Consider the following 21,630-nt stretch of genomic DNA (forward strand, 5'->3'; position numbering starts at 1 on the left):
TGGATCTCAGGCAATCGGATAGGCCACAAAAGCGAAACGTGTGCCATCTGGGGACCAGCTGTGGACGTTGATCGTGCCCTGTCCGCCGAAGACCGGGTAGCGCTGAATTGGGCTTGACCAATCCCCCGGAGAGACGACTACGACCTCGACGTCGAGATCCCCAGGGTGACCCAGTGTTCCGGCTGGGTATGAGATGTAGGCGGCAGCGCGATTGTCAGCGGACAGATGTGGGAACCAATCGACCGTCTCGCTGGTGACGAGACGCTGGATTGTTCCACGGCTTTCGTGGATCCGTGCCAGCTGAGCGTGCCCTGGGGTGTTGGTAAAGCCTTCCGTATTGAAGTAGATCCACTGACCGTCGGGGGACCATTCGGGGCCGTCGATGTGCCCGTATCCGGTATCGAGGCGAGATACTTCGCCCCCCGACGTTGGCAATACCGCAAGCTTCCCGTGGTCTCCGAATTCCTTGAGTTCAACGTAGGCCAGGCGCTTACCGTCCGGCGAGACTCCATGAAGGAAGTGCCTCATACCGTCGTTGGGCGTCATCTGCTCGACCGCACCCCCGTTGAGTGCAGCGCGGTAGATGTGTCCGTCGTTCGCCGAAAGGAATATGTGTTCTCCATCCGGGTCCAGCACGTGGTCATTGTTCAGTTCTGGAAGCCCATCGAACATGATCGGCCGAAGACCGGCTTCCGGGTTTGCGACATCCAGTGCCCAGAGCAGGCCGCCACCGTTAAGGTAAAGGTTCCTGCCGTCAAGGGACCAGTTCGGTGCTTCGATCCGGAGTTCGTCGGTCTCAAAGAGGAGGGTCGGATGGGCGTAGGTCGGTCCGCCGATGAGTACCTGGCATCGTTGGCCGTCGGCGAGGTGGGGAGCAAGTGACATTCGAGAATTCTCCTATTCACGTGTCCAACCAACTTAGGCGCCTGCCGCAGCTCAGGGCCGTAGGACACGGGACGGGCTAACTGTTGCCGCCCCGGTACGGTCTGGACAGCGCCCTAAACAAGGGAATGTCTATAAACAGCATCCGAATGTCTATTTCTCCATGTCAGTGATGCACATAACGTTCAATGTGGTTCTCCTATTGAGCTCGGAACAAGATTAACGGCCCTGGGTTTGCACACGCTTTCGACTTGAAGTCGGCCGCTCTTGCGGCGCGTGCGACGCCTGAAGCTGCCCGTGAACGCCGTGAAACACGCGGCTGTCATAACCGCAGCGACTATCCGGATCTTGATTCAAGCTTGCAGGTCAATCTTGTCTGGTCTCTTGCTCGTGGCGTCGAGCACGAAGGCATCGCGCCTGTATCGCACGAGATTGTGACGCTCATGCGTCGCCAGGTCGCAACCGCGGACAAACTCGTCGAGTGAGGATTGGCACATATACCGCCAGATGGCCCGGCGTCGTATGGCCTACTCATGGCCGGGGTCCAATCCTTAGAGCAGTAATATTGGGCGCATGGATGCCGATGCGCGGTCAGCCGCCGAATTAGAGACTGCGTCGACGGTATTCGCGGAGGTCCGTTCTCGCTTGTTCGGAATTGCCTACCGGATGCTCGGCAGCGTCGGCGAGGCGGAGGACATTGTCCAGGAGACTTGGGTTCGATGGCAGACATGCGATCGCAGCCTTGTCCGGAATGCGCCGGCGTTCCTGGCGACCACCGCCACCCGTCTTGCCATCAATGTGGGGCAGTCGGCACGTGTCCGTCGTGAAACGTATGTCGGTCCTTGGCTGCCCGAGCCGGTGGAGACAAGCGCCGACCCTGAACTGGGCGCCGTTAATGGTGAAGCGCTTGAGTTTGCCGTGTTGCTGATACTGGAAAAGCTGTCACCGACCGAACGGGCCGCGTACGTGCTGCGGCAAGCATTCGACTACCCGTATGAGCAGATTGCGGAGATCATCCAACAGACAGAAGCGAATGCCCGTCAGTTGGTCAGCCGGGCGCGCAAACGCCTTGCCGAGGAGAAACGCGCAGCGGTGAGCGTCAGCGAGCAGCGGCGTCTGCTGGAAGCATTCCTAGCTGCGGCGCGTACCGGGAACCTGACTGCGCTGGAAGAACTCTTCGCCGCGGACGTCATCAGCTACTCCGACGGCGGCGGTAAGGTTCGGGCTTCCAAGTTCCCTGTTGTAGGCAGGGAACGGGTCGCGAAGTACTACCGTGCATTCGCGGCGCGCTTCTGGGATGGTGTCGATACCGAGCTCTTCATGGCTAATGGCCAGCCTTCAGCACGGCTGGCGCAGGATGGGGTGGTGTTTGCTGTGGTGACTCTCACGGCGTCTGCCGATGGTATTGATCGGCTTTTATGGACGATGAATCCGGACAAGCTCTCCGGCGTGACGAGGGTTGAGCCGGTCATGTGGCGCCGCTAATGTCTGAGACTAGCCGGGCCCAGCATGGTCTGGTGGGCATGGATGAACTTCACCTGGTTCGCGTCCGCGTTCGACACGGACGATGCGTTTTACCGGCTGATGACGATGCTGCAGATGGGAGGTGTGCTGCTGCTGGGTGCAGGTGTGCCCGCGGCATTCAACGACGGTGACTATCTGGCGGTCACTCTTGGTTTCATTGTGATGCGCGTCGGGTTGATCGCCCAATGGCTACGGGCTGCGATTGAGGATCCGCCCAGCCGCCGGACGGCGTTCCGATACGCAGTCGGGTTCGCGGTCCTTCAACTGGGCTGGGTCCTGCGGTTGGTGTTGCAGCAGGCGGGGTTTTGTCGGGGCAGTTGCAGCTCGTCGCGTTCGTGATGCTCGCTATTTTGGAGCTCACCGTTCCGTTATGGGCCGAACGCACAGGTCACAGCAGCTGGCGCCCGCATCATATCGCCGAGCGGTATGGCCTGTTCGCGATCATTCTGCTCGGTGAAAGCGTGCTGGCCCCATCGAATGGAGTGGCCGCTGAATTGAGATCCGGCGGCGTGAGCGTATACCTGATTGCTGTCTCTGCGGCCGGCCTCGCGTTGTTGTTCTCCCTGTGATGGCTGTACTTCCTACACCCCGCGGGTGACGCGTTGTCTGCAAATCGTGACAAATCGTACCAATGGGGATATTGGCACTTCGCCATTTTGCGGCTCGCCGCTCACGACCCGGCCAGCCATTCGTCCGGCGCTGATATTGCCAGCGGTGGGGACGGTGCTGGTGATGCCGGCGAGCGTCAGTGCGATCGGGGTTGTCGGCGTGGTGGGCGGAATCGCGGTTGTGTGTGCGCTGGTCGTCGTGGTGACGGCATTGCAGCCCGGACAGAAGAGGGAAGCAAGCTGATCGGATCACGGATTCTGCCGTATGGCACTTTTCAACTGCTCCCAAAGTTGGCCCAGACAAGCTCACCGGATTTACGAAATACGGCGCTGAACTAGCGCGCAATCTTCCAAGGCTGTCACAGATTGATTTGGTACCCGGTCATAGCTGGTGGACGGAATGCCACACATTCCGTATGCCACTAACGGAAGGAAGATCATGAAGATCGTAGTTATCGGCGGCACTGGCCTGATCGGCAAGCAGGTTGTGGAGATCCTAAGCAGTCAGGGCCATGAGGCGAAAGCGGCGTCCCCTTCTACCGGAGTGGATTCGGTGACCGGCCAGGGATTGGATGAGGCGATGGTGGGGGCGGACGTAGTTGTCGACCTGACAAACACTGCCGAGTTCGATGAGAAGGTAGTCGTTCCCTTCTTCTCCACTTCATCCCGCAATCTTCTCGCCGCCGAGAAAAGGGCCGGCGTGCGGCATCATGTGGCTCTGTCGGTCGTTGGAACCGACCGTATCGGCGTCGGCTACTTCGCCGGAAAAACTGCCCAGGAGAAGGCTGTTAGAGAAGGCGGAGTGCCCTACACCATTCTGCGGGCTACTCAATTCTTTGAGTTCATCCCGATGATCGCTGACGCCGGAACACGCGACGGGTCCGTTTATGCGACAAGTTACCTGATGCAGCCGATGGCTGCTGCGGACGTTGCTCGCATTGTGTCGGAGACGGCGGTCTCGCCTGCGATTGACGGCGTCCTTGAGATGGCGGGCCCTGAGCGCGCAGGACTTAATGAATTCGTGTCGCGGGTTCTCGCGGCCCGCAATGATTCCCGCCCAGTGGTTATTGATACCGAAGCCGGCTACTTCGGTATACGGATTGAAGAGACGAGCATCGTTCCCGTCGGTGAAACCCGCATCGGGGACATCACGCTCAAAGAGTGGCTGAACGTGAGGTCATAGTCTCTCCGGCGTTACAGGGGCAGGCATCTGACCGACGGCCATTGTGAGCCTATGAACGGCACGACTATGAGGCAGAACCCGGACTTGGACGGGACCACCCTGCTCAGGTTGTCACAGATTGTGTTGGTACCCGGTCATAGCTGGTGGACGGATGTAGCTGCATCCCTCTACGTCACTTATCGGAAGGAAGATCATGAAGATCGTAGTTATCGGCGGCACTGGCCTGATCGGCTCGAAACTGGTCAGCAAGCTCGGCGAACACGGACACGAAGCAGTGGCCGCTTCCCCTGACAGGGGTGTGAACACCCTCACGGGCGAAGGTCTCGCGGACGTGCTCCAGGGAGCCGACACTGTAGTCGACGTGTCCAACTCGCCATCGTTTGAAGATGCAGCAGTGCTGAACTTCTTCACTACATCTACCGGCAACCAGCTCGCCGCGGAGAAGGAAGCCGGTGTCCGGCACCACGTCGCGCTGTCGGTCGTGGGCACCGAGCGCCTGCTTGAGAGCGGCTACTTCCGGGCGAAAATCGCCCAAGAGAAGCTCATCAAGGAATCAGGCCTGCCCTACTCGATTGTTCATGCGACGCAGTTTTTTGAGTTCGTCAAGAGCATCGCCCAGGCCGCGACCGAGGGAAACACTGTTCGTCTGTCACCTGCCCTGATCCAGCCTATGGCCGCTGAGGACGTGGCCACCGCGGTTGCCCGTACCGCCGTCGGAAGTCCACAAAATGCCACCGTTGAGGTCGCCGGCCCAGAGCGATTCGGTCTCGACGAGCTCATCCGCAAGGGCCTCAGCTTCCGTAGCGACCCCCGCGAGGTCGTCACCGACCCCAACGCACGCTACTTCAACGCCCTGCTCCAGGATGGCGAACTGCTTCCTGGCAACGAAGCGACCATTTATAACACCCGCTTCGAAGAATGGCTGAACCAGCAGTAACCGGACAGAGAGTGGTGCCCTTCACAGAGGACGTTGGAGGGCACCCCTCCCCCAGCTTGTTCGATAGAAGGCAATACTTTCTGAAAGCAGACCACCATGGGCAATCACATTCGCTTGAACCAAGCCGTACCAGCGCATACAAGACCTTGCTCCTCCTTAACGACGAGTCCTCTACCGCCGCCGGCGTAGCAGGACTGGAACCCCTCCTCATCGAGCTCGTCAAGATTCGCTGCTCCCAAATCAACGGCTGCGCGTTTTGCCTTAGAATGCACATCCGTGACGCCATCACTCACGGCGAAACCCAGGATCGACTCGCCGTCCTGCCCGCCTGGCGGGATACGCAGTACTTCACCCCAGAAGAGCGACATGCCCTTGCCATCGCGGAGAGCACCACCCTGATCTCCGGCCGACTCTCCCTGCGCCAAGACGACGCGGCAGCACTCAACGACGACCAGATAGCCGCAGTGGAATGGGTGGCAATCACAATCAACGCGTTCAACCGGGTGGCAATCTCCAGCCTGAGTGCTGTGCCGTTCCGTTTGGGGAACGGCAGTCTCAAACGTACATCCGCCCCCCTGTTCAGAAACGATGCTCGAATCCAATTGACCAACAGAAGATCGCCGGATCCACGCGCTCTGTGGCCTTATCCTCACGCTGAACCAAACCGGTCCGAAAACGGTCGTTTTTGAACAAGCGAGTCAAAGGCCAGCGATGCTTCGTCCGCCCACTATGGCCCTTGACGTCAGTCGGGAATTGGTCTAAACGCAGAGCGCCCCACGTTGCTCGACCCAATATTTATCACAGCAACAGGCGGATCTATCCAGCAGGGTCCATGAACGGACCTCCCCCGGTCTGAATCACCTTGCGTTTCATACGGAAACAGAGGCACAAGTCGATGCCCTCGTCCAGGAAGCCGCGGCAAATGGCTGGGACTCCCTGTTCCAGGACAAGTACCCGCACGCAGGCGGGCCGGGGCACTATGCCGCTTCCCTGGCGAACCCCCACGGTTTCGAAGTCGAACTCATCGCCACGGAATGACTTCCAGTACCGGAGAATGCACGAAAAAACTCCGCTGATGCTGCCGGCTCAGTCCCTTCGAACCGGAACGCCTTGGACGGAAGACTTCTCGCGGATCTAGGCGTGGGGTGTCTGGTGAAGCCAGTTCATGGCCTCGTCGCGGGAGGTGAAAAACCGGGTGGGACACGGGAGTGTCCGCCGTGCCATAGCGAAGTTGGCAATGACACGACTGACCGGGCTTGAGCCAAGCAAGGCAATTCGCGAAGCGGCGCACTTTACGCTGAAAACGGACTTGGCCTGACGGGTCACCGCTTGGGTGTTCGTTATGTCGATCAACATCGGATACTCGGCACCGTCGGCAACCTCATTGACGCTTGCCATCGCCGCATGAACATCATCGGCCGCCAGAACAGTCTCCGGCTTCCACACAAGGTGGAGAACCCCATCGGAGTCGAGTTCCACAGTGCCCTTGCCGCCGTCAACAGTAATTGGATTCATTTCTACTCCCCCAAAGCATCTCGTGAAGCTAAGACTAACTGCCTGCTTGGAGGTAAGACCGCGAGAACCACCGACGCGATCTGAGTCACGTCCAAACCGTCAGTCTCAATAAGGTGATCCGCCGGCGTCGACTGAGCGGTAAAGTAGCGGTGCTCATAGAATTCGTCTATGGCTGAAACTCTCCGTTTAGGTAGACCCAAGTCACGATCACAACGTCAACGCCGGCCGTCTCCGCGTTTTCCGGCATGGCCTGGAGGTAGGTTCGTCCCACACCCTTGGAAACGGGACCTCCCATTGGGACACTTCCCCGCTTTTCTGGCGGCCAAGTCACCTTTGCAACGAACGGCATGGGTGGAATTCGACAGCGTTCCCTCAGGTAGGGGCGACGACTCCGCCGCTGTGCACAGGACGGACCTCCACTCCACCGCCGGTGAGGATGGAAGGATCTTTGCGGGCCAGGTCCAGCGCTTCGTCGATATCCGTCGCGTTCAGGATGTAGAATCCGGCGACGACGTCACCGCCGGCGCCATAAGGGCCGTCTGCAGGGCCGGCCGCTCGGATCGTGCGCGCATGGTCCCGCGGCGTGAGCGCATACGCGATGTGCATGCGACCCGTGGCGACGAGAGAGTCGAAGTGCTCGTCGCACTCCTTGAGATCCTCTTTCGTGGCTTTAGGTGCGTGCAAGGAGTCGTTTGCGTAGATCAGTACAGCGAATTCAGGCATTCGTTCCTACCAGGCTGATGGCCAACTGTCGTCAGTTTTTGTCCCAAGGAAGGGATACTACCGGAAGTATGTATATCCCGCCGTTGACCGCACCGGGAGTAGCATTCTTGTTGCCGGCTGACCTGTCCGCTCGGTCTCAGGGGTGTCCCGTTTCCTTTGGTTGTGGACGCCTCGGTGGGTGAGATTCCTGGGCAGGCACCGCATAGATCATTGCCAGGGCCTGCTTCCAGCGTCTTCAATCCATCCCTTCTAAGAGTGAATCTTGGAGATGCTTTCATCAGTAATCGGGTTATCTCGTCCTACCCAGGTCAAAGGCCAAGTTGGGAGAGGCCTGGATGGTTAGCCGGGCGAGGTCCGGAACGGTCCCAGTGGAACAGTCGTTCTGACTCCTGGATGGGAACATCGTTGATGCTGGCGTGCCGCTGGGCCATTAGCCCTTCGGCGTTGAAGAACCAGTTTTCGTTGCCGAAGGCACGGAACCATTCCCCATTCTCGGATTGCCACTCGTACGGGAACCGTACGGCGATCCGCGCATCGCTGAACGCCCATAACTCCTTGATCAGCCGGTACTCGTGCTCGCGCTCCCACTTGGCGGTGAGGAAACGCACGATCTCGTCCCGCCCGGTGATGAACGTGGAGCGGTTCCGCCAGCGGGAATCCTCAGTGTAGGCAAGGGACACTTTCTCCGGATCCCGGGAGTTCCAAGCGTCCTCGGCGGCTCGGACCTTCTGCGCGGCAGTATGGTCGGTAAAAGGTGGTAGCGGGGGTCTCGTCATGGTTTTTCCTTTCGCAGGGAGGGTGGTGAAGTTGAAGGTGAGAGGCGCACGGGCGGTTTCGGTACATCGACACCGCCCGTGCGCGGGCTTCAAAGATCGGAAGTCAGGGCCCGAACTGACCCCAATAGACATAAGGAGCTCTCGGTCGGACCGCTCCAAAGCCTTGGCCGGCGGATCGTCCCCTCTCACACTTCTCTGCGCTCGACGCCGTAAACAACTGCAGCCTTCTTAGGCGTTGACGACGGGAAAGTCAATCTCGACCTTGGCGGCCTTGTTGAAGTAGTTAGTCAGCACGTTCAGAGCGACGTGACCGGCAACTTCTGCGAGCTCTTCATCGGTCACGCCAGCGGCGCGAACCCTTCCGACAACAGATTCATCAACCAGGCCCCCGCCCTCGTTCAGCGCGGCTGCGTAAGCCAGCAGTGCGTTGACATGGGGGTCGATGTTCTCGCCGTGGCGAGCGGCCTTAATGTCCTCGACGGACAGCTTGCCAACATGCTCGCCGAGATAGGTGTGTGCCGAAAGGCAGTAATCGCAGCTGTTGCCTTGCGCGATGGTCAGTGCAATCCGTTCGCGGGTAGCCGCTGCGATGACGCCGCGGCTCAACGCCTGGGACATCGTCAGGTAGGCATCAAGAAGGGCCGGGCTGTTGGCCATCGCCTTCGTCATGTTTGGTACGACTCCCAACCGGCTCTTCACCGTCCCCAGCAGTTCGGCGCGGCGGGAATCGGTTGTGTCAATGTCAACGAGCGGAAGAGCGGTCATGGTGATCCTTTCAGGAGCACTTTTATAACGGGTTGGTGCGTTTGCATCCGTTAGAGAAGCTAGCAGTGATTTCTAACGGATGCAAGACTCCTTATGCGTTATACTCTTGATATGGCTGACACTGATCGCGCTTGGGTCCTCCCGGATGAGCCCAGACCCGTTCGTCTGATGAACACCATCTGGGCGGACCGCGGGCAGATATGCGACGACCTCAAGGACACCGGCGACCTAGCAGCATGGCTCGAGCAGGTCGGCCTCACCGCAGTCGTACCGCCCACCACAGTGGAATTGAAGAAGGCACGGGACCTCCGGGACGCGCTTCGCCGTATTGCAGCTTTTGCCACCGAGGACCGCCGGGTCTTGGCGGAGTCGGCAATGCCAGACATCACCCAAGCAGTCGACGTCATCAACGAACGCCTCGGCACCGGAGCCCCAGCAGAACATCTAGTGATCAAAGCCGGAACCCTCGGCCGCAAACAGTCCGATACACGCTCTCCCGTCGCGGCAAGCCTGGCCGTCGTCAGCACTGAAGCTGTCGAACTCTTCACCGCCCCCGACGCCCCCATACTGCGAGCATGCATGGCACCAGGATGCGTGCTTTACTTCGTGCAGACTCACCCGCGGCGCGAATGGTGTTCGGTAGCCTGCGGCAACCGAGCCCGCGCCACCCGGCACTACCACCGGCACCGCGAAAACGCTGTCCTATCCACGACCTAGCAGTCCCACTCCTTGGTTCTGGGACAGTCCCGGGCAGTTGGACAGCCGACTGCCGTGTCTTCCGCTTTCTTCAACTCGAAGTCATAATTACACCCGCGTAACCTGCCAGCGGAAGGTCCATCGATCCCCCAATTGTCGGCGGGCCTTCTTCTTCTTCCCGAGCCTATAGGGCTGTACCAGTTCGAGGAGCCATTCATCGTGAACAGCAGCAAAATCACGAAAAAGCTTGGCGCCACTGCCACTCCATTCGACAAGGCAATCAGCGGAACACTATTCAGCTACAGCAACACCGAGAGCTGACAACCCCGCGGAACGGCATGTTCAGCTGCCAGCATCCGCCTCGGTCCAGTCCAGCGCTGCCGTGAGCCGGTCAGCGTCCGGCAGGTCCTGACGAACATCCGCTGGAAGGGCGTCGTAGGTGTAGGAAGCAAGGGCCATGGGGCAGCTGGACGTTAGTCTTCGCTCGCGCTGGCGTGTCGACGGCGATCGCTTGAGGGGTTCCTGGCATAACGCACTGGCTGTGTCGGTGAGTTTCAGTAGCGTTAGTCGCCGACTTTCAGGGGCGCCAGTGCAGCCGTTCTAGGGTCGAATGCCGGCGAGAGCCAACATCACAAGGTGTCAGCAACGATCACCGTTCAACCCAGGCAACTTCTTGCGGGACGCACAACAGGGGATGGGCTACCGGACACTACGACAGGCGCTTCAGGACCGCATCTCCGGGAAATTTATGACTCGCTCATGCTTAGAGGTTAGAAGGTTGACTTGGCAAAGGTGGGACTGCAATCTCTGTCTATGACGGTCCGCTCGCTTGCTACAGTCCCTCATGTACTCGATCGACTACTACCTGCGTGAGTAAAAGTGCGAAATCGAAACAGCTCGCCGAGTGGGTCGCCGACCTGACCACGTGGTTTCTCGATCTCTACGCCCCTGCTCATGGGCGAAGGGCAGCCGTCGCGGGCTACTTCCTGGGCAACCGCGTATTTGGGCTTTCAGGACCCAGGAGTCCCCGGGGCTTGACCCAGCAAAGTCCCCCTCCTAGCGTGGTGGCAAGTGAAAGGAGCCTTACGATGACCGTGTCGCATGAGACCGCATTAGCAGAGCTGGCCGGGCATTTAAAGCCGGTCTTCGAGCAAAGCCCTGACGGCGTTTACCTCTGGCTCGACGAACAGCACAAGGTGTGCAACCAGCGGTTGGCCGCCATGTTCGGGTACGACGTCCGCGAGTGGCAGAAGGTCGACGACTTCGCCGACACGTTCATCGCGGACGAGAGTAGGTCACTGTACGTCTGGCACTACCAGCACCAAGTCGGCGGCCTGCAGTATCCGGTGTCCTTCCGCTTCCGCGGCAAGCGCAAGGACGGGTCAACTTTCGAGGCGGAGACGGACATGATTCCGCTGACGTACGCCGGCCATGTCGTGGCCTACCACTTCGTCCGCCAGATCGGCGCCTAGCTACAGGGGCGGATTGGGGGCGATGAGTGCACCGCCCCCAACCCGTTCCGGTGAGAAGAAGCTCGATCAGCAGGCGAACTGCCACATGTAGCGGCGGCACTCCAGCGAGTATCCGCGCACAGCGGCGTTGTAGGCCGCTGTGCGGAACGCGAATGTGTAGAACATCAGCGGGGCAACGAGCGGTCGCATCCGCGTGGTGATGCCCGGGAGCTCGAGCTCGCGGCTGTCCACGCGGAACATCTGGCCGCTGTGCTTCTCGAGAAGCGGTTGACCCACTCGGCCAGGGTGGCCAGCAGGGGGGCCAGGGCCGGGGGGCCCACAGCGCTACTTCACGGGGCTGCTATTGTCCTCTCTTTGCTGACCACCGAGCCGAGGGCCTGCGGACTGGGGTGAAACTACCCCGCCACCCCCCCCCCCGAGACTCACGGACAAACCAGGTATACCTGCGGTGACGTGATCGGTGGTCCTGGGGCATCCCCGGTACTCCTCGTGGGGAAAGTTCGCGTCCTACCCGCACGCCTTCGCGGCGGCAGCCAAACTCAAGGACCTCCGTGATGCAGGTGTCCAGATCCGCATCATGGTCCCGACAGTGACGGAGTTCCGCGGCAAAGACTACCGCGGCCACGACATCGTCCTCGGCCGCCCGTCGAATACACCATCACCCGACTCATGGCACGCCTCCTGGCGGAACATCCCGGCGCAGGGAACCTCGTCAAGAATGAAGGCGCCCGCGTTGAAGTCCAGCATTGCTGTTACTGTGAACCATCGCAGATGACTTGGGGGGAAATCATGCACCAACGCTTCGCCACGGTTCTTACCGCCGCACTGACAGCACTTGCCTTGTCCGCGTGTGGGGGCCAGCAGCCGGCCGCGGACGTGACCACCACTCAGCCAGCAGATCCACAGCCCTCCGCAGCCACCTCAGCGTCGGCGACAGCGAACCCCTCTGCCGAAACGCCGACACGGGTGCCGACAACAGGGCTGCCGTCCGCACAGTTCTGTGATGCCGGCGAGACATACCTTGTGAAGTTTCCGAACCTGCCTCGGGTCCAGCCCCCGGCCGGATCAACCACACCGTCGGCATCAAGTATGTGCGTCTACACGGCGGTCACCGGCGACCTCACTGGTGCCCCGGCCGCAACTCTTGCCCGAGGGGACCTCACGGGTGACAGCCATGAGCTCCCCACGTTCAAACGACTCTGCGCCAACGACACCGAGCTCGTACCCGGCGGCGTCACCATCAAGGCGGAATGGGTTCTGGCCCGCGGATGGTCCGGATGGACCGCTACAAAGGACGGGGCTCAGATTGCGATGCTTTGCACAGCCGAACACCGATTCAGCGGCTCGTTGATGAACGTACCGGGCTCGACTCCGGAGGATGCGCTCAACATCATCCTGGCAGCCATCGACTGAAGCCACTCCCAAACCGAGTAAGACGTACCCTGACGCCCGCTTGCTCAGGATCTGCCAGCACGGGTGCGTCGTATGTTCGTGAACAGTCGCCACAGTTTTCCCCGAGTATGGCCGGATAACCCGGCCGACGTACTGGACCAATCTGCCTTTGAATGACACAGGCGCTGCAAGAAACAGGATATCCAGTTTGGGGCAGTCAAAGCCTTCTCCAATGTATGAGCCGGTACCCACGACCAGCAGGGGCTGCGCATCATCGGTGATGGCAAGAAGGTCGACGGCGGCCTGTCGTTCCTTGGCGTTCAATGGACGTCCTTTACGGGAACCTGCACGGAGCGCACGGTTCATGCCGCGCAGCGCGCAAAGCCATCTCTGACACCCGCCGCGCCCCTACCTGTGCTGCTGTGGCGGCTCCCGCGATCAGTCCTCCTCAACCTACTGCGGCAACAGTGGGGGCGGAATGCGCATCCTGGGCCTCGCATCGGGTCTCCTGGGCGCGCGACGTTCAAGATCGTGGTCGCGGTGTATCGGTAGGAATCAGGTGTCTGGTCCTGGGAATGATCCTTTTGTGCGAGAGCCGCAAGGCCCGGATGTGGACAATGCACACGGGACGTACCCAGTCAGCGTTTCATCAGGTCCGCGTGGTGCACTGCGACAACGTTCGGGTGGGCCCGAAGCCGGTAGCGAAGAGCGTTATCACCGTAGGTTTCCAGAATCGGGCTGTTCGTTGGGTCAACCGAAAGGCCGCGCGCCTTGGTTTGGAACTCTGGGCTCACCGCTAGCTGCGGCATCCTCGCGTCCAGTGCCGGGTTATAGAAGAACGGAAGGGAGACCCTGTCCGTGCCGCGAGGCGGCGAGACCACGCGGTGCAGGGTCGCCTTCAGGTAGCCGTTCGTGGCCAGCTCGAGCATCTCGCCGATGTTGACCACGAAAGTTCCGGGCACCTGAGGTGCGTCGATCCAAGTACCTTGGTACTCGACCTGGAGGCCACCCTTCCCGGGCTCCACCAAGAGGAGCGTCAGCACCCCGCCGTCACGGTGGGAGCCCACACCCTGCTTGGGTTCCTCGCTGGATGATCCCGGATACCGTACAACCTTAAGCACGGGGAAAGCCCGCGCGGCGAAGGCCTCATCGAAAATGTCCTCCGGCACTCTGAGGGACACCGCCAGAGCCCGCAGGAGAGCCAACGAGATCGTGCTTAGCCGCTCCATCCACTCGGCGACAATCTCCCGCATTTCCGGCAGCGCCTCCGGCCACAGGTTCGGCCCCTCCAGGCGCCAATAATCCGCGACCCCCGCGCCCGGCGCCACCACGTGCCTGTCTACCCCGATGTCGATCTGCTCGCGCCAGTCGACTGCACCCTCCGTGAGTTCCCCGCCGACCCGTGTGTAGCCACGAAACTGCGGGCTGTGGACATTCTCAATCGCGAGCTTCTGCTCTTCGGGCAGCTCAAAGAAGCGGCGGGACACGTCCAGCATGGCGTCCGTGAGCTCCTGCGGGATGCCATGGCCGGCCAGATACAGGAAACCGACCTCATGCATGGCGTCGTGCAGTTCATCACGAAACCGGGATGCCTCCTCCGCGCCCGCGTTCAATCGGGAGAAGTCGACTACGGGCAGTGTTTCGATCGGCAACGTCTCCAGTCCTTTTCCAGCAAACTTGCCAAGCCGGCGCATGTGTCTGCTTCCATGTTACGGCCGGGCAAACTACCTTGGGCAGGAACGTGGCCAAATACCACATCCGGACCGGCGGCACCTCCTGCGCAAAGTCGCGACCAATCGACCGCCCGTTAACGGTTGTGGCATGCCATGAACAGGACAGATCGTTCATGAGCGTTTGTTGAGCTCCTTGCCCGAGGGCCACATCGTGTACCCCAAACGGCGTTCCTCCCTCTACAGGCGCCGCAATAATGCATAGGACAATGCCGCGAATCCATAACTTCATCGGAAATCCGCCCAAGAGCGGCCTCGATCTGCCCCAGCCCGGTCCGGCTTTGCTCCAACAGCGCGGTAGCCTGGAACAACTCGAAAGCGATAGTGTTGCCCTCCGGATCATGCTCATCATCGACATTCGAGTTCTCCCGGGCAGCACTCACCGAGCTAATATCTTGGCGGAGTGCCTCCAGGAGTGCATACTTGCGGTCCCGCTACCGCGAACACCCATGCACCGTCGAGGATTTTTCCAAGGCCGCCGTCGTCGCCTTCACCAAGAACCTGGCCCGCGACTACGCCCAGTACAACGTCCGGGTCAACGCCGTCGCGCCCGGCGAAGTTCGCACACCCATGCTCGAAGCCGGGCTGGCACGCAGCGGCCGCACGGTCGCCGACCTCGACGTACTGGTACCTTTTGGGCGCATCGGCAAGCCGGAAGAAGTCGCCGCGCTCGTAGCGTTCCTCGCCTCTGACGAGGCGCCCTATATCTGCGGATCCGTCGTCGAAATCACTGGCGCACAGGCCGTCGCATGAGCGCCGGAATGTTGGCCGGGAAGACTGTCCTGGTCACCGGCGCCTCCCGCGGCATCGGCAGGGCGACCGCCTTCGCGCTTCACCGCGAAGGTGCGAATGTTGTCCTGCACTACGGCAACGACAAAGACTCCGCCCAGGCCACAGCGGATCGGCTCGGTAACCGTGTGAAGCTTGTCCAAGGGGACCTCAGTGAGCCGGCCGAGCGCGGCAGGGTCTGGGACGAGGCTGCCCAATGGCGGCACGGCGTAGACGTCCTGGTGAACAACGCCGGCGCGTGGCTGGCCTCCGAGATTGACGACACTGGCGCGTGGCAGCACGGCTAGCAGGCGAACTACGAGCTCAGCCTTCTGGCTCCTGCCGATCTCTGCCGGCAGGCAATCCTGGAGTTCCGGGAGCGGGGCGGGGGAATCATCATCAACGTCACCAGCCGCTCCGCGCATCGGGGTGACGACGCCGAACACCTGATATGTAGTCCTGCGTTGTCAATAGGCATGGGGAAGCGGTCCCGGGGTTGAGTTGCCTGGGACCGCTTCCCTTTGTGGCCGGGATGGGCGTTGGTGTGTGGTCAGCGTGTCGTTGGCGACGGCGCGGTCAGACTGATATGCGCGGGTTGGTTACCGCAGGACGAAGTGTTCGGCTGGAGGTTACCGCTGGTCTAGCAATGACGGGCGTGGCCATTCCGGTTGCCCATAGGTGTATCGCGGGTTTACTCCACGCGCTGCAAGGACCACTCACGACTTTCACTTCCCGGGTTTTTCCTTGCCCCCTGGATCAGGGGCTGGAAGCTGTCGAGCGGGGGCCGACTTCGGCCTGATGTGCGCCGGTGGCCAGGGACCAGCACCAGCCGGCGAGCTCGCGGGCGACGGCGACGTTGGCGATGACCGGACGCTTACGGCGTTCGAGGTAGCCGATCCAGCGGTTGTGCAGGCGCCGGTTCCCGGCATGGCCGCGGGTCCGTGCTTCGGAACTGGCTTCTTCCCACCGTGACCGCATCAGCCGTGACGGGTTGTTGTATGGTCTGCGGTGGTGCCAGGCTGCCTCGACGAGCAGCCGGCGGGCGTGTGTGTTGCCGGTTTTGGTGATGGAGCCCAGAGACCTGGACGCTCCCGAGGAATGCTCTGTCGGGACCAGCCCGAGGTAAGCCCCGATCGTGGCGCCGGTAAAGCGATGCCAGTCACCGATCTCCACAGCCAATCCGAAGGCAGTCAGGGTCGAGATTCCCCGCAGGCACTGCAGCGCCCGGACAACGGATGTGTATTCGCTCCCGTACGCCATCGCAGTGATCGCCTCATCGAGGCGGTCGCGGCGGTCCGAGATCTCGTGCATCGCCTCAAGAGAAGACTCGTAGGTCAGTTGCCGGGCAGGGGCATCGAAATGCTGCCGGGCCAACCAGAGCTGATGGGTTCCGGTCCAGGCCTGCCCGCCCGAATACACCATGCCCTGGCGAAGCAGGAGCTTGGAGATCCGGTGCCGGGACCGCATCAGATCCCCGCGGACATCTTCCCGGGCGCGCACGAGGTCCCGTGCCGCTTCTTGGTCCGCTGACGGGATCCTGACCGACGTAATCTCGCCGAGTTTCAGCAGCCGGGCCAGATGGAGTGCGTCCTTGGCATCGGTCTTCACTCGGTCCCCGGACGGGCGCTGGAGTTTGGACGGAGCCGCGACCACCGTGTCGATCCCCGCCGCGAGCAGGAACCGGGCCAGACCGAAACCCGTCGGGCCGGCCTCGTAGACCACCCTCACCGGGGTAGGCAGGGATACGATCCAGGCAAGAATCTCGCCATGGTCCGGAGTCATCCGGTGCGGAATGACTTCACCGGTCTGCCCGTCCAACGCGCATGCGACAACGGTACGGGCATGGACATCCAAGCCAACGCTTGTACGCTCGAACATAGCTGGAACCTCCAATTTTCAAATGTGGCTCTACCTGTCCGCCAAGTGTGGCAGGCAACCCACGCCTTGCTTTGAAAAGGAGGTTCCAGCCCCTTCGGGCCACACTTCCTGGTCCTTCTGGCAGAGGCCATCAGCGCCGGGACCAGGATCCGGAACGCCACTACACTTTTACAAGCGCCCCCACGAACCTGGCGATCCGGATCCGCCCCGGCGACAATGGCATTCAGAAGGACCGCCCCTCGGCAGCGAGCCCCTCCTGCCTCATATCGTCTGACCTACGGTGCAGCCAAGGGCGGGTTACTCGCCCTGACCAAAGGCATCGCCCGCGGTTACGGCAAAGAAAACGTCCTTGCATACGCCATCGCACCAGGCTGGGTTGCCCCAGACATCGCCGCCCACCTCACCCCAGAAAGATCCATACTCCAAGGCCTTCCACTCAGGGAGGTCACCCCGCCGGAGGATGTCGCCGAGGTCATCACCTTCCTGGCCTCGGGCCGCTCACGGCACACCACGGGCGCCACCATCGATATCACAGGCGCCGACTACGTGCGCTGAGCTCAAGCATCGCAAACCAACACCGAAAGGGCGAGCCGCCAATGGAGCTTAGGCGCATTACTGACTGGACCCTCCTGCACGGAGCCACCATCGAAATCCGCCACCATGGCAGTCCTGTCTGCAGCGGCCATGTCGACGCCGTCACCGACGACGGAAAGATCCTATGGCTGCGGCCCACCGACCAGAACCGGAGGCTGTTCGAAAAGGCCGAGTTCTACGAGGCCTGGGCAGCGGATGACCGCCCAAGCTTCCACTACGAAATTACAAAAGCTCTCCGCGAGCATGCCCCGGTCACGTCAGCTGCTTACCCACGCCCTGGCACCGAAGCGGGATATAGGGTCCATTTCGGCTTAGCCACTGGATCAGTCGATGAGCCCTACGTGCATTGCGACCGGCAACGAGCAGGAGTCGACTCCTGCAGCTGGTCGGCCACACACACTCGCATCATGCTGCTGTCCTTCTACGCGTCCATGAATGACCAAAGCATCAGGGCTGTTTGTCATTCTGATGCTCCATATCGCTGGTCGGCACCTGCACGCAACCCGGGGCGCCAAGCGCCGGGCTAAATCAGGAATTTCCCTCGGCGCTCCTCCGTCGCATATTTCCTCAAGAAATTCCTGACCATCGGCGGCACCTCAAGTTTGTACTCCGGCGCCTATACCCAGCACTGACTCCTGTATCAGAACGCCCAACAGATCCAACGACCGGGCACAACGCCCGCGCCGCGTTCGAAGGAGAAGGAAACATGAAAGCGCTCACCATCAAAACGCCAGCCGACGTCCTCAGCTTTCCTCGCCCTCGCCGCCATCAGGCAGTCACGTCGAAAACCGTCCACCCGGACCTGGCGATGAGCGCAAAAGAACCAACCCAAGGTCATATGGCATATACCTTCTGGCTGCATGAACTCGTGTCAGCAGAAAAGGACAAGGAGAGGGCACCTGATCAACCGCTGCATCATTTGTAGACCGGTGTTGACACTGTCAACACCCCATTTGGACGGACAAATAGCGGCCCGCCCCCGCTCAAACAGCACAGAGGGCACGAACCGGCGAAAAAACGTCAAGAAACTACCTGCAGATCATGTCACCACCGCAACCCAGGGCATGAATAAGTGGAAGGCCAACCACGGCCACCAAAAACAAGCCAGAAAGGAGACATGAATGGCCCCGCAATCCAGCAGGCGGAAGGCCCACTAGCCAGGGTCCGGAAACCACCACCCACACACCTAAGTAGGCCACCGCGGCCGCCAGGCCACAGCCCATGCACTAGCGTGGACATTGTCCACACTTCCTTTTTGCCACCACGAAGCACCTCGGAGCTGCAGGCGAACGTGCGGCTAGCCTCTTAGTCTGTTTCGGGGCCGCTGCAGAACTGGCAATCTTCTTCACACCCGCCCTCGTAGCGGGTTGGCACGTAACCGCCCGATTTCGTTCGGTTGTTCGTCACTGGATTCTCCTCAACTGTTTGGTTTGCCTGCGGATGTTAGAAGTGGAGTGACTGGGTCGTGAGGAATTCTTCGATGCCATAGGCCCCCCGTTCCCTGCCAAAACCGGACATCCGAAACCCACCGAAGGGCGCATCGGGATGTGTGGCCGCACCGTTGATGGATACGCTCCCGGTACGGATTCGTGCAGCGACCTTGCCCGCCTCGGCGGAGTCGGGTCCCCATACCGCACCGCTGAGTCCGTAAGGGGAATTGTTTGCCATGGCCACTGCTTCGTCGATGTCGCTGTATGGCACTACGGCCAGGACCGGTCCAAACACTTCTTCCTGGGCGAGTCCGCCGTCGGCGTCGGTGATTAGGTAGGCCTCAGCCGGAACGTAGAAGCCTGCGGGGTCGCCCCAGACTGGACCGGAAGCAAGGAGTTCAGCGCCGGATTCGCGGGCGGCGGCTGTCAGGCTAAGCACTTTGTCTCTCTGGTCCGCGGTTGCGACAGGCCCGAGCACCGTGTTGGCTTTCGAGGGATCGCCAACGGGGAAGGAAGCAACCTGAGTTTTGAGTGACGCGGACACCTGTGCGAGGGCCTCTGATGGAACGATGAGTCGGGTCAGAGCGGCACAGGTCTGACCTGAGTTTTGAAAGCTCTTTTCCAGGGTTTTGCTTACTGCCAGCTGAACGTCGACGCCGGGGAGTACCAGGCTTGCTGACTTTCCGCCTAGTTCCAGAGATACCTTTTTGATGTGCTGGCCTGCTATGGCGGCGATTCTGGCGCCGGCGCGGGTGGATCCTGTAAAGGAGACGAAGTCAATTGCCGGGTGGCTTATGAGAGCCTCTCCTGTGGTGGGTCCGTTCCCGAAGACCACGTTGAAAACTCCTGGCGGCAGGCCCGCTGCTGAGGCGACGTCGGCGAGGATAGCTGCGTTGGTTGGTGCCACTTCGCTTGGTTTGAGGACTAAGGTGCAGCCGGCCATGAGTGCAGCGGCGACCTTTGAGGCTATCTGATAGAGCGGGTAGTTCCACGGCGTGATGCAGGCCACCACGCCGACCGGCACCTTGCGGATCCATGTAGCGTCCAGTTGTTCATCGACGAGCACTTGATGTCCGAGCCTTGCCGCGCTCCTGAACGTTTCGACGGCAGGAGTGACCTGCATTCGGACACATTTGTGCCGGGGTGTGCCCACTTCCAGTGTGATTCCGTCGGCAAGTTCTTCTGCCCGGGCAGCGAGGCCGTCAGCGATACGGGCGACGACGGCCGCCCTTTCGCCCACCGCGGTGTCACGCCAGCCCGCGAATGCCTCTGAGGCGGCGAGGCTGGCGTGCTCCACGTCATGGACACTTGCAGCCGTGACCTGGCCGATGCGACTGCCGTCCGCGGGGTTGTACACATGCATAATGTCTGTTCCGGTGACGGGAGTCCAGCGCCCTCCGGCGAAGATGCGGTTCAACTCTGCGATTTCAGCCATTGTCCTTTTTCCTCAGCGTGTATAGAATCGTATAGGAAAGTCTATAGGAGATTTAGGGATGGGTAAATATGCAAACCGCTATTTCAGAAACCGGCTCGGGTCCAAAGATTCGGGCAGCGATCGAGGAGCTCCCGCCCTACAGTGCAGGCAGGAGCGTCCGTGACGCAGCAGGGGAGGGCGCAGTTCTCGAATTGCTGGGTCTTGCTGCGAATGAAGGGCCGTATGGCCCATTCCCCTCGGCTGCCAAGGCTGCACTGGAACAAGTAGGCCGGGCCAACTTGTATCCCGAGTCAGGTTTCCGCACTCTTCGCGCAGAACTCGCTGACATGCTTGGGGTAGATATCGCAGACGTTGCCGTTGGGGCCGGCGGGATCGGACTGATCCACCATCTCTCAATAGCGCTCCTGGATGAGGGCACAAACATCGTTGTTTCCGCACCCACTTTCCATGCATATGCCCTGGACGCCCGAAAGCAGGGCGCCACAACGCTCAGTACACCTGTCCGCCAGGATGGGAGCTACGATCTTGGTTCTATGCTGGGTCTTATCAGCGATGCAACGCGCATCGTCTACGTCTGCAACCCGAACAATCCCACAGGCGGCATTGTCAGCAGGGAAGAGCTGCTCAGCTTTATTGCGGCCGTCCCGGAGCACGTCACAATTGTCGTGGACGAGGCCTACTTTGAGTACGCCAAGTCTCCGGAGTACGCGGACACCATCACCGAAAGGGACTTCAAGCGTCGTAACTTGGTCACGCTGCGGACGTTCTCCAAGGCCTACGGCCTGGCGGGTCTGCGGGTCGCGTACCTGGTGGGCTCGCCCGAAATCATCGGGGCTGTTCAAAAGGTGCAGAGCAACTACGAAGTGTCCAGCGTGGCCCAGGCTGCGGCATTGGCAAGTTTGCGAGAGCGAGAAGAGCTGGAACGCCGTGTGGGGCTAAATGAGCATGGCCGCAACGAGCTTACCGAAGGCCTCCGCAGTCTCGGATTTGAGCCATTAGTCTCACACGCGAATTTCGTCTACGTGCGAGTAGGTGACGCGAAGGCGTTCACCGAAGCGCTTGAGGCGGAGGGCATTATCGTACGCCCCGGTAACGCCATGGGGGATCCTTCAAGCGTTCGGATCACGGTAGGAACCCCGGAACAGGTGAACGCTACGATTGCAGCCTTGGACAGAGTCGTGACGAAAGGTCTAACCAGCGATGCGTAAAGGCAGTTCTACGATCCTCTTTGAAAATCAAGGCGATCGCATAGGATTAGCTATACGCTTTGTCGGCTGTTGTTGCTGACGCGGAAACGGGCAAACCATGAGCCTTGATTTCGT

26 protein-coding genes and 2 pseudogenes are annotated in these 21,630 nt (G+C 60.7%); 18 read left to right on the forward strand and 10 right to left on the reverse strand.

Annotated elements, in window-relative coordinates; all coding sequences use genetic code 11:
• Nucleotides 1-6: 6 nt before the first annotated feature.
• Nucleotides 7-885 carry a TolB family protein gene (locus tag M1E05_RS12420; RefSeq protein ID WP_461163117.1) on the reverse strand — a complete coding sequence of 293 codons (879 nt, stop codon included), beginning with the start codon at nt 883-885 and terminating at the stop codon, nt 7-9.
• Between the two features lie 233 nt (nt 886-1,118).
• On the opposite strand from M1E05_RS12420, the pseudogene M1E05_RS12425 reads away from it, so the two are divergent.
• The 8 genes and pseudogenes from M1E05_RS12425 to M1E05_RS12460 all read left to right on the forward strand — a co-directional run.
• A pseudogene (locus tag M1E05_RS12425) lies at nt 1,119-1,367 on the forward strand (succinate dehydrogenase); the annotation flags it as partial.
• An 88-nt stretch (nt 1,368-1,455) separates the two neighbouring features.
• The gene (locus M1E05_RS12430; RefSeq protein ID WP_458114256.1) at nt 1,456-2,367 is read left to right on the forward strand and encodes an RNA polymerase sigma-70 factor; all 912 of its coding nucleotides are present in this window, start codon (nt 1,456-1,458) and stop codon (nt 2,365-2,367) included.
• 42 nt (nt 2,368-2,409) lie between these two features.
• Nucleotides 2,410-2,745: a low temperature requirement protein A gene (locus M1E05_RS12435; protein WP_461163118.1), complete on the forward strand. Its 336-nt coding sequence runs from the start codon at nt 2,410-2,412 to the stop codon at nt 2,743-2,745.
• The gene (locus M1E05_RS12440) at nt 2,742-2,975 is read left to right on the forward strand and encodes a low temperature requirement protein A (RefSeq protein ID WP_461163119.1); all 234 of its coding nucleotides are present in this window, start codon (nt 2,742-2,744) and stop codon (nt 2,973-2,975) included. Before M1E05_RS12435 ends, M1E05_RS12440 begins: the two co-directional genes overlap by 4 nt.
• Before the next feature lie 46 nt (nt 2,976-3,021).
• Nucleotides 3,022-3,258, forward strand: a complete 237-nt coding sequence (locus M1E05_RS12445) for a hypothetical protein (protein ID WP_461163120.1) — start codon at nt 3,022-3,024, stop codon at nt 3,256-3,258.
• Nucleotides 3,259-3,453: 195 nt separating this feature from the next.
• Nucleotides 3,454-4,197: an SDR family oxidoreductase gene (locus M1E05_RS12450; RefSeq protein ID WP_461163121.1), complete on the forward strand. Its 744-nt coding sequence runs from the start codon at nt 3,454-3,456 to the stop codon at nt 4,195-4,197.
• Nucleotides 4,198-4,390: 193 nt separating this feature from the next.
• On the forward strand, nt 4,391-5,134 hold the full coding sequence (locus M1E05_RS12455; RefSeq protein WP_461163122.1) for an SDR family oxidoreductase: 744 nt from the start codon (nt 4,391-4,393) through the stop codon (nt 5,132-5,134).
• Nucleotides 5,116-5,823 carry a carboxymuconolactone decarboxylase family protein gene (locus M1E05_RS12460; protein ID WP_461163123.1) on the forward strand — a complete coding sequence of 236 codons (708 nt, stop codon included), beginning with the start codon at nt 5,116-5,118 and terminating at the stop codon, nt 5,821-5,823. The genes M1E05_RS12455 and M1E05_RS12460 overlap by 19 nt, the downstream gene beginning before the upstream one ends.
• Nucleotides 5,824-6,268: 445 nt before the next feature.
• On the opposite strand, the gene M1E05_RS12465 is transcribed toward M1E05_RS12460, so the two are convergent.
• The 4 genes from M1E05_RS12465 to M1E05_RS12480 all read right to left on the reverse strand — a co-directional run bounded on the left by M1E05_RS12465 (nt 6,269) and on the right by M1E05_RS12480 (nt 8,913).
• Nucleotides 6,269-6,649: a DUF7793 family protein gene (locus tag M1E05_RS12465; RefSeq protein WP_458114261.1), complete on the reverse strand. Its 381-nt coding sequence runs from the start codon at nt 6,647-6,649 to the stop codon at nt 6,269-6,271.
• Between the two features lie 372 nt (nt 6,650-7,021).
• Nucleotides 7,022-7,372, reverse strand: coding sequence for a YciI family protein (locus M1E05_RS12470; protein ID WP_461163124.1), 351 nt, complete (start codon nt 7,370-7,372; stop codon nt 7,022-7,024).
• Nucleotides 7,373-7,680: 308 nt separating this feature from the next.
• Nucleotides 7,681-8,148, reverse strand: coding sequence for a nuclear transport factor 2 family protein (locus tag M1E05_RS12475; RefSeq protein ID WP_461163125.1), 468 nt, complete (start codon nt 8,146-8,148; stop codon nt 7,681-7,683).
• A 228-nt stretch (nt 8,149-8,376) separates the two neighbouring features.
• A complete protein-coding gene (locus tag M1E05_RS12480) occupies nt 8,377-8,913 on the reverse strand; it encodes a carboxymuconolactone decarboxylase family protein (protein ID WP_458114264.1) in 537 nt (178 codons plus the stop codon).
• A 111-nt stretch (nt 8,914-9,024) separates the two neighbouring features.
• Here M1E05_RS12480 and M1E05_RS12485 point away from each other — a divergent pair, with 111 nt between their 5' ends.
• Together M1E05_RS12485 and M1E05_RS12490 are read left to right on the forward strand one after the other, a co-directional pair.
• Nucleotides 9,025-9,630 carry a CGNR zinc finger domain-containing protein gene (locus M1E05_RS12485; RefSeq protein ID WP_458114265.1) on the forward strand — a complete coding sequence of 202 codons (606 nt, stop codon included), beginning with the start codon at nt 9,025-9,027 and terminating at the stop codon, nt 9,628-9,630.
• Between the two features lie 1,067 nt (nt 9,631-10,697).
• Nucleotides 10,698-11,081, forward strand: a complete 384-nt coding sequence (locus tag M1E05_RS12490; protein WP_461163126.1) for a PAS domain S-box protein — start codon at nt 10,698-10,700, stop codon at nt 11,079-11,081.
• 66 nt (nt 11,082-11,147) lie between these two features.
• Here the strand turns inward: M1E05_RS12490 and M1E05_RS12495 are convergent, their stop codons facing one another.
• Entirely contained in the window at nt 11,148-11,357 is a 210-nt protein-coding gene (locus M1E05_RS12495) for a hypothetical protein (RefSeq protein WP_461163127.1), read from the reverse strand.
• Between the two features lie 184 nt (nt 11,358-11,541).
• Between M1E05_RS12495 and M1E05_RS12500 the strand changes: the two genes are divergently transcribed.
• Complete coding sequence (locus M1E05_RS12500; protein WP_461163128.1) at nt 11,542-11,856, forward strand: hypothetical protein; 315 nt, start codon at nt 11,542-11,544, stop codon at nt 11,854-11,856.
• On the forward strand, nt 11,853-12,494 hold the full coding sequence (locus tag M1E05_RS12505) for a hypothetical protein (RefSeq protein WP_461163129.1): 642 nt from the start codon (nt 11,853-11,855) through the stop codon (nt 12,492-12,494). Before M1E05_RS12500 ends, M1E05_RS12505 begins: the two co-directional genes overlap by 4 nt.
• 617 nt (nt 12,495-13,111) lie before the next feature.
• Here the strand turns inward: M1E05_RS12505 and M1E05_RS12510 are convergent.
• Nucleotides 13,112-14,125 (reverse strand): isopenicillin N synthase family dioxygenase, encoded by a 1,014-nt coding sequence (locus M1E05_RS12510; RefSeq protein ID WP_461163130.1) that lies wholly within the window; start codon nt 14,123-14,125, stop codon nt 13,112-13,114.
• Nucleotides 14,126-14,436: 311 nt separating this feature from the next.
• Nucleotides 14,437-14,616: pseudogene (locus M1E05_RS12515) on the reverse strand (TraR/DksA family transcriptional regulator); the annotation flags it as partial.
• Here M1E05_RS12515 and M1E05_RS12520 point away from each other — a divergent pair.
• Both M1E05_RS12520 and M1E05_RS12525 read left to right on the forward strand, forming a co-directional pair.
• Complete coding sequence (locus M1E05_RS12520) at nt 14,528-14,956, forward strand: SDR family NAD(P)-dependent oxidoreductase (RefSeq protein WP_458114270.1); 429 nt, start codon at nt 14,528-14,530, stop codon at nt 14,954-14,956. The pseudogene M1E05_RS12515 and the gene M1E05_RS12520 overlap by 89 nt on opposite strands.
• Nucleotides 14,953-15,279: an SDR family NAD(P)-dependent oxidoreductase gene (locus M1E05_RS12525; protein WP_461163131.1), complete on the forward strand. Its 327-nt coding sequence runs from the start codon at nt 14,953-14,955 to the stop codon at nt 15,277-15,279. Before M1E05_RS12520 ends, M1E05_RS12525 begins: the two co-directional genes overlap by 4 nt.
• A 448-nt stretch (nt 15,280-15,727) precedes the next feature.
• On the opposite strand, the gene M1E05_RS12530 is transcribed toward M1E05_RS12525, so the two are convergent.
• Nucleotides 15,728-16,849, reverse strand: coding sequence for an IS110 family RNA-guided transposase (locus tag M1E05_RS12530; protein ID WP_461163132.1), 1,122 nt, complete (start codon nt 16,847-16,849; stop codon nt 15,728-15,730).
• Between the two features lie 216 nt (nt 16,850-17,065).
• On the opposite strand from M1E05_RS12530, the gene M1E05_RS12535 reads away from it, so the two are divergent.
• From M1E05_RS12535 to M1E05_RS12545, 3 genes are all read left to right on the forward strand, one after another.
• Nucleotides 17,066-17,404: an SDR family oxidoreductase gene (locus M1E05_RS12535; RefSeq protein ID WP_461163133.1), complete on the forward strand. Its 339-nt coding sequence runs from the start codon at nt 17,066-17,068 to the stop codon at nt 17,402-17,404.
• A gap of 41 nt (nt 17,405-17,445) precedes the next feature.
• Nucleotides 17,446-17,970 (forward strand): hypothetical protein, encoded by a 525-nt coding sequence (locus M1E05_RS12540; RefSeq protein WP_458114273.1) that lies wholly within the window; start codon nt 17,446-17,448, stop codon nt 17,968-17,970.
• 179 nt (nt 17,971-18,149) lie between these two features.
• On the forward strand, nt 18,150-18,368 hold the full coding sequence (locus tag M1E05_RS12545; RefSeq protein WP_458114274.1) for a hypothetical protein: 219 nt from the start codon (nt 18,150-18,152) through the stop codon (nt 18,366-18,368).
• A 518-nt stretch (nt 18,369-18,886) separates the two neighbouring features.
• Here M1E05_RS12545 and M1E05_RS12550 read toward each other — a convergent pair.
• Nucleotides 18,887-20,308, reverse strand: a complete 1,422-nt coding sequence (locus M1E05_RS12550; RefSeq protein ID WP_461163134.1) for an aldehyde dehydrogenase family protein — start codon at nt 20,306-20,308, stop codon at nt 18,887-18,889.
• A gap of 68 nt (nt 20,309-20,376) precedes the next feature.
• Between M1E05_RS12550 and hisC the strand changes: the two genes are divergently transcribed.
• The gene (gene hisC, locus M1E05_RS12555; RefSeq protein WP_461163135.1) at nt 20,377-21,516 is read left to right on the forward strand and encodes a histidinol-phosphate transaminase; all 1,140 of its coding nucleotides are present in this window, start codon (nt 20,377-20,379) and stop codon (nt 21,514-21,516) included.
• The last annotated feature ends 114 nt before the right edge of the window (nt 21,517-21,630 follow it).

Source organism: Arthrobacter sp. R4-81 (assembly GCF_054792365.1).

Bases quoted from the DNA above. Each gene is read 5' to 3' on its own strand.
- M1E05_RS12535 (WP_461163133.1), top strand. From the start codon at position 17,066: ATGGCATTCAGAAGGACCGCCCCTCGGCAGCGAGCCCCTCCTGCCTCA.
- M1E05_RS12480 (WP_458114264.1), bottom strand. From the start codon at position 8,913: ATGACCGCTCTTCCGCTCGTTGACATTGACACAACCGATTCCCGCCGC.
- M1E05_RS12550 (WP_461163134.1), bottom strand. From the start codon at position 20,308: ATGGCTGAAATCGCAGAGTTGAACCGCATCTTCGCCGGAGGGCGCTGG.
- M1E05_RS12525 (WP_461163131.1), top strand. From the start codon at position 14,953: ATGAGCGCCGGAATGTTGGCCGGGAAGACTGTCCTGGTCACCGGCGCC.
- M1E05_RS12455 (WP_461163122.1), top strand. From the start codon at position 4,391: ATGAAGATCGTAGTTATCGGCGGCACTGGCCTGATCGGCTCGAAACTG.
- M1E05_RS12485 (WP_458114265.1), top strand. From the start codon at position 9,025: ATGGCTGACACTGATCGCGCTTGGGTCCTCCCGGATGAGCCCAGACCC.
- M1E05_RS12475 (WP_461163125.1), bottom strand. From the start codon at position 8,148: ATGACGAGACCCCCGCTACCACCTTTTACCGACCATACTGCCGCGCAG.
- M1E05_RS12430 (WP_458114256.1), top strand. From the start codon at position 1,456: ATGGATGCCGATGCGCGGTCAGCCGCCGAATTAGAGACTGCGTCGACG.
- M1E05_RS12460 (WP_461163123.1), top strand. From the start codon at position 5,116: ATGGCTGAACCAGCAGTAACCGGACAGAGAGTGGTGCCCTTCACAGAG.
- M1E05_RS12540 (WP_458114273.1), top strand. From the start codon at position 17,446: ATGGAGCTTAGGCGCATTACTGACTGGACCCTCCTGCACGGAGCCACC.
- M1E05_RS12420 (WP_461163117.1), bottom strand. From the start codon at position 885: ATGTCACTTGCTCCCCACCTCGCCGACGGCCAACGATGCCAGGTACTC.
- hisC (WP_461163135.1), top strand. From the start codon at position 20,377: ATGCAAACCGCTATTTCAGAAACCGGCTCGGGTCCAAAGATTCGGGCA.
- M1E05_RS12435 (WP_461163118.1), top strand. From the start codon at position 2,410: ATGAACTTCACCTGGTTCGCGTCCGCGTTCGACACGGACGATGCGTTT.
- M1E05_RS12465 (WP_458114261.1), bottom strand. From the start codon at position 6,649: ATGAATCCAATTACTGTTGACGGCGGCAAGGGCACTGTGGAACTCGAC.
- M1E05_RS12505 (WP_461163129.1), top strand. From the start codon at position 11,853: ATGACTTGGGGGGAAATCATGCACCAACGCTTCGCCACGGTTCTTACC.
- M1E05_RS12470 (WP_461163124.1), bottom strand. From the start codon at position 7,372: ATGCCTGAATTCGCTGTACTGATCTACGCAAACGACTCCTTGCACGCA.
- M1E05_RS12490 (WP_461163126.1), top strand. From the start codon at position 10,698: ATGACCGTGTCGCATGAGACCGCATTAGCAGAGCTGGCCGGGCATTTA.
- M1E05_RS12545 (WP_458114274.1), top strand. From the start codon at position 18,150: ATGAAAGCGCTCACCATCAAAACGCCAGCCGACGTCCTCAGCTTTCCT.
- M1E05_RS12530 (WP_461163132.1), bottom strand. From the start codon at position 16,849: ATGTTCGAGCGTACAAGCGTTGGCTTGGATGTCCATGCCCGTACCGTT.
- M1E05_RS12450 (WP_461163121.1), top strand. From the start codon at position 3,454: ATGAAGATCGTAGTTATCGGCGGCACTGGCCTGATCGGCAAGCAGGTT.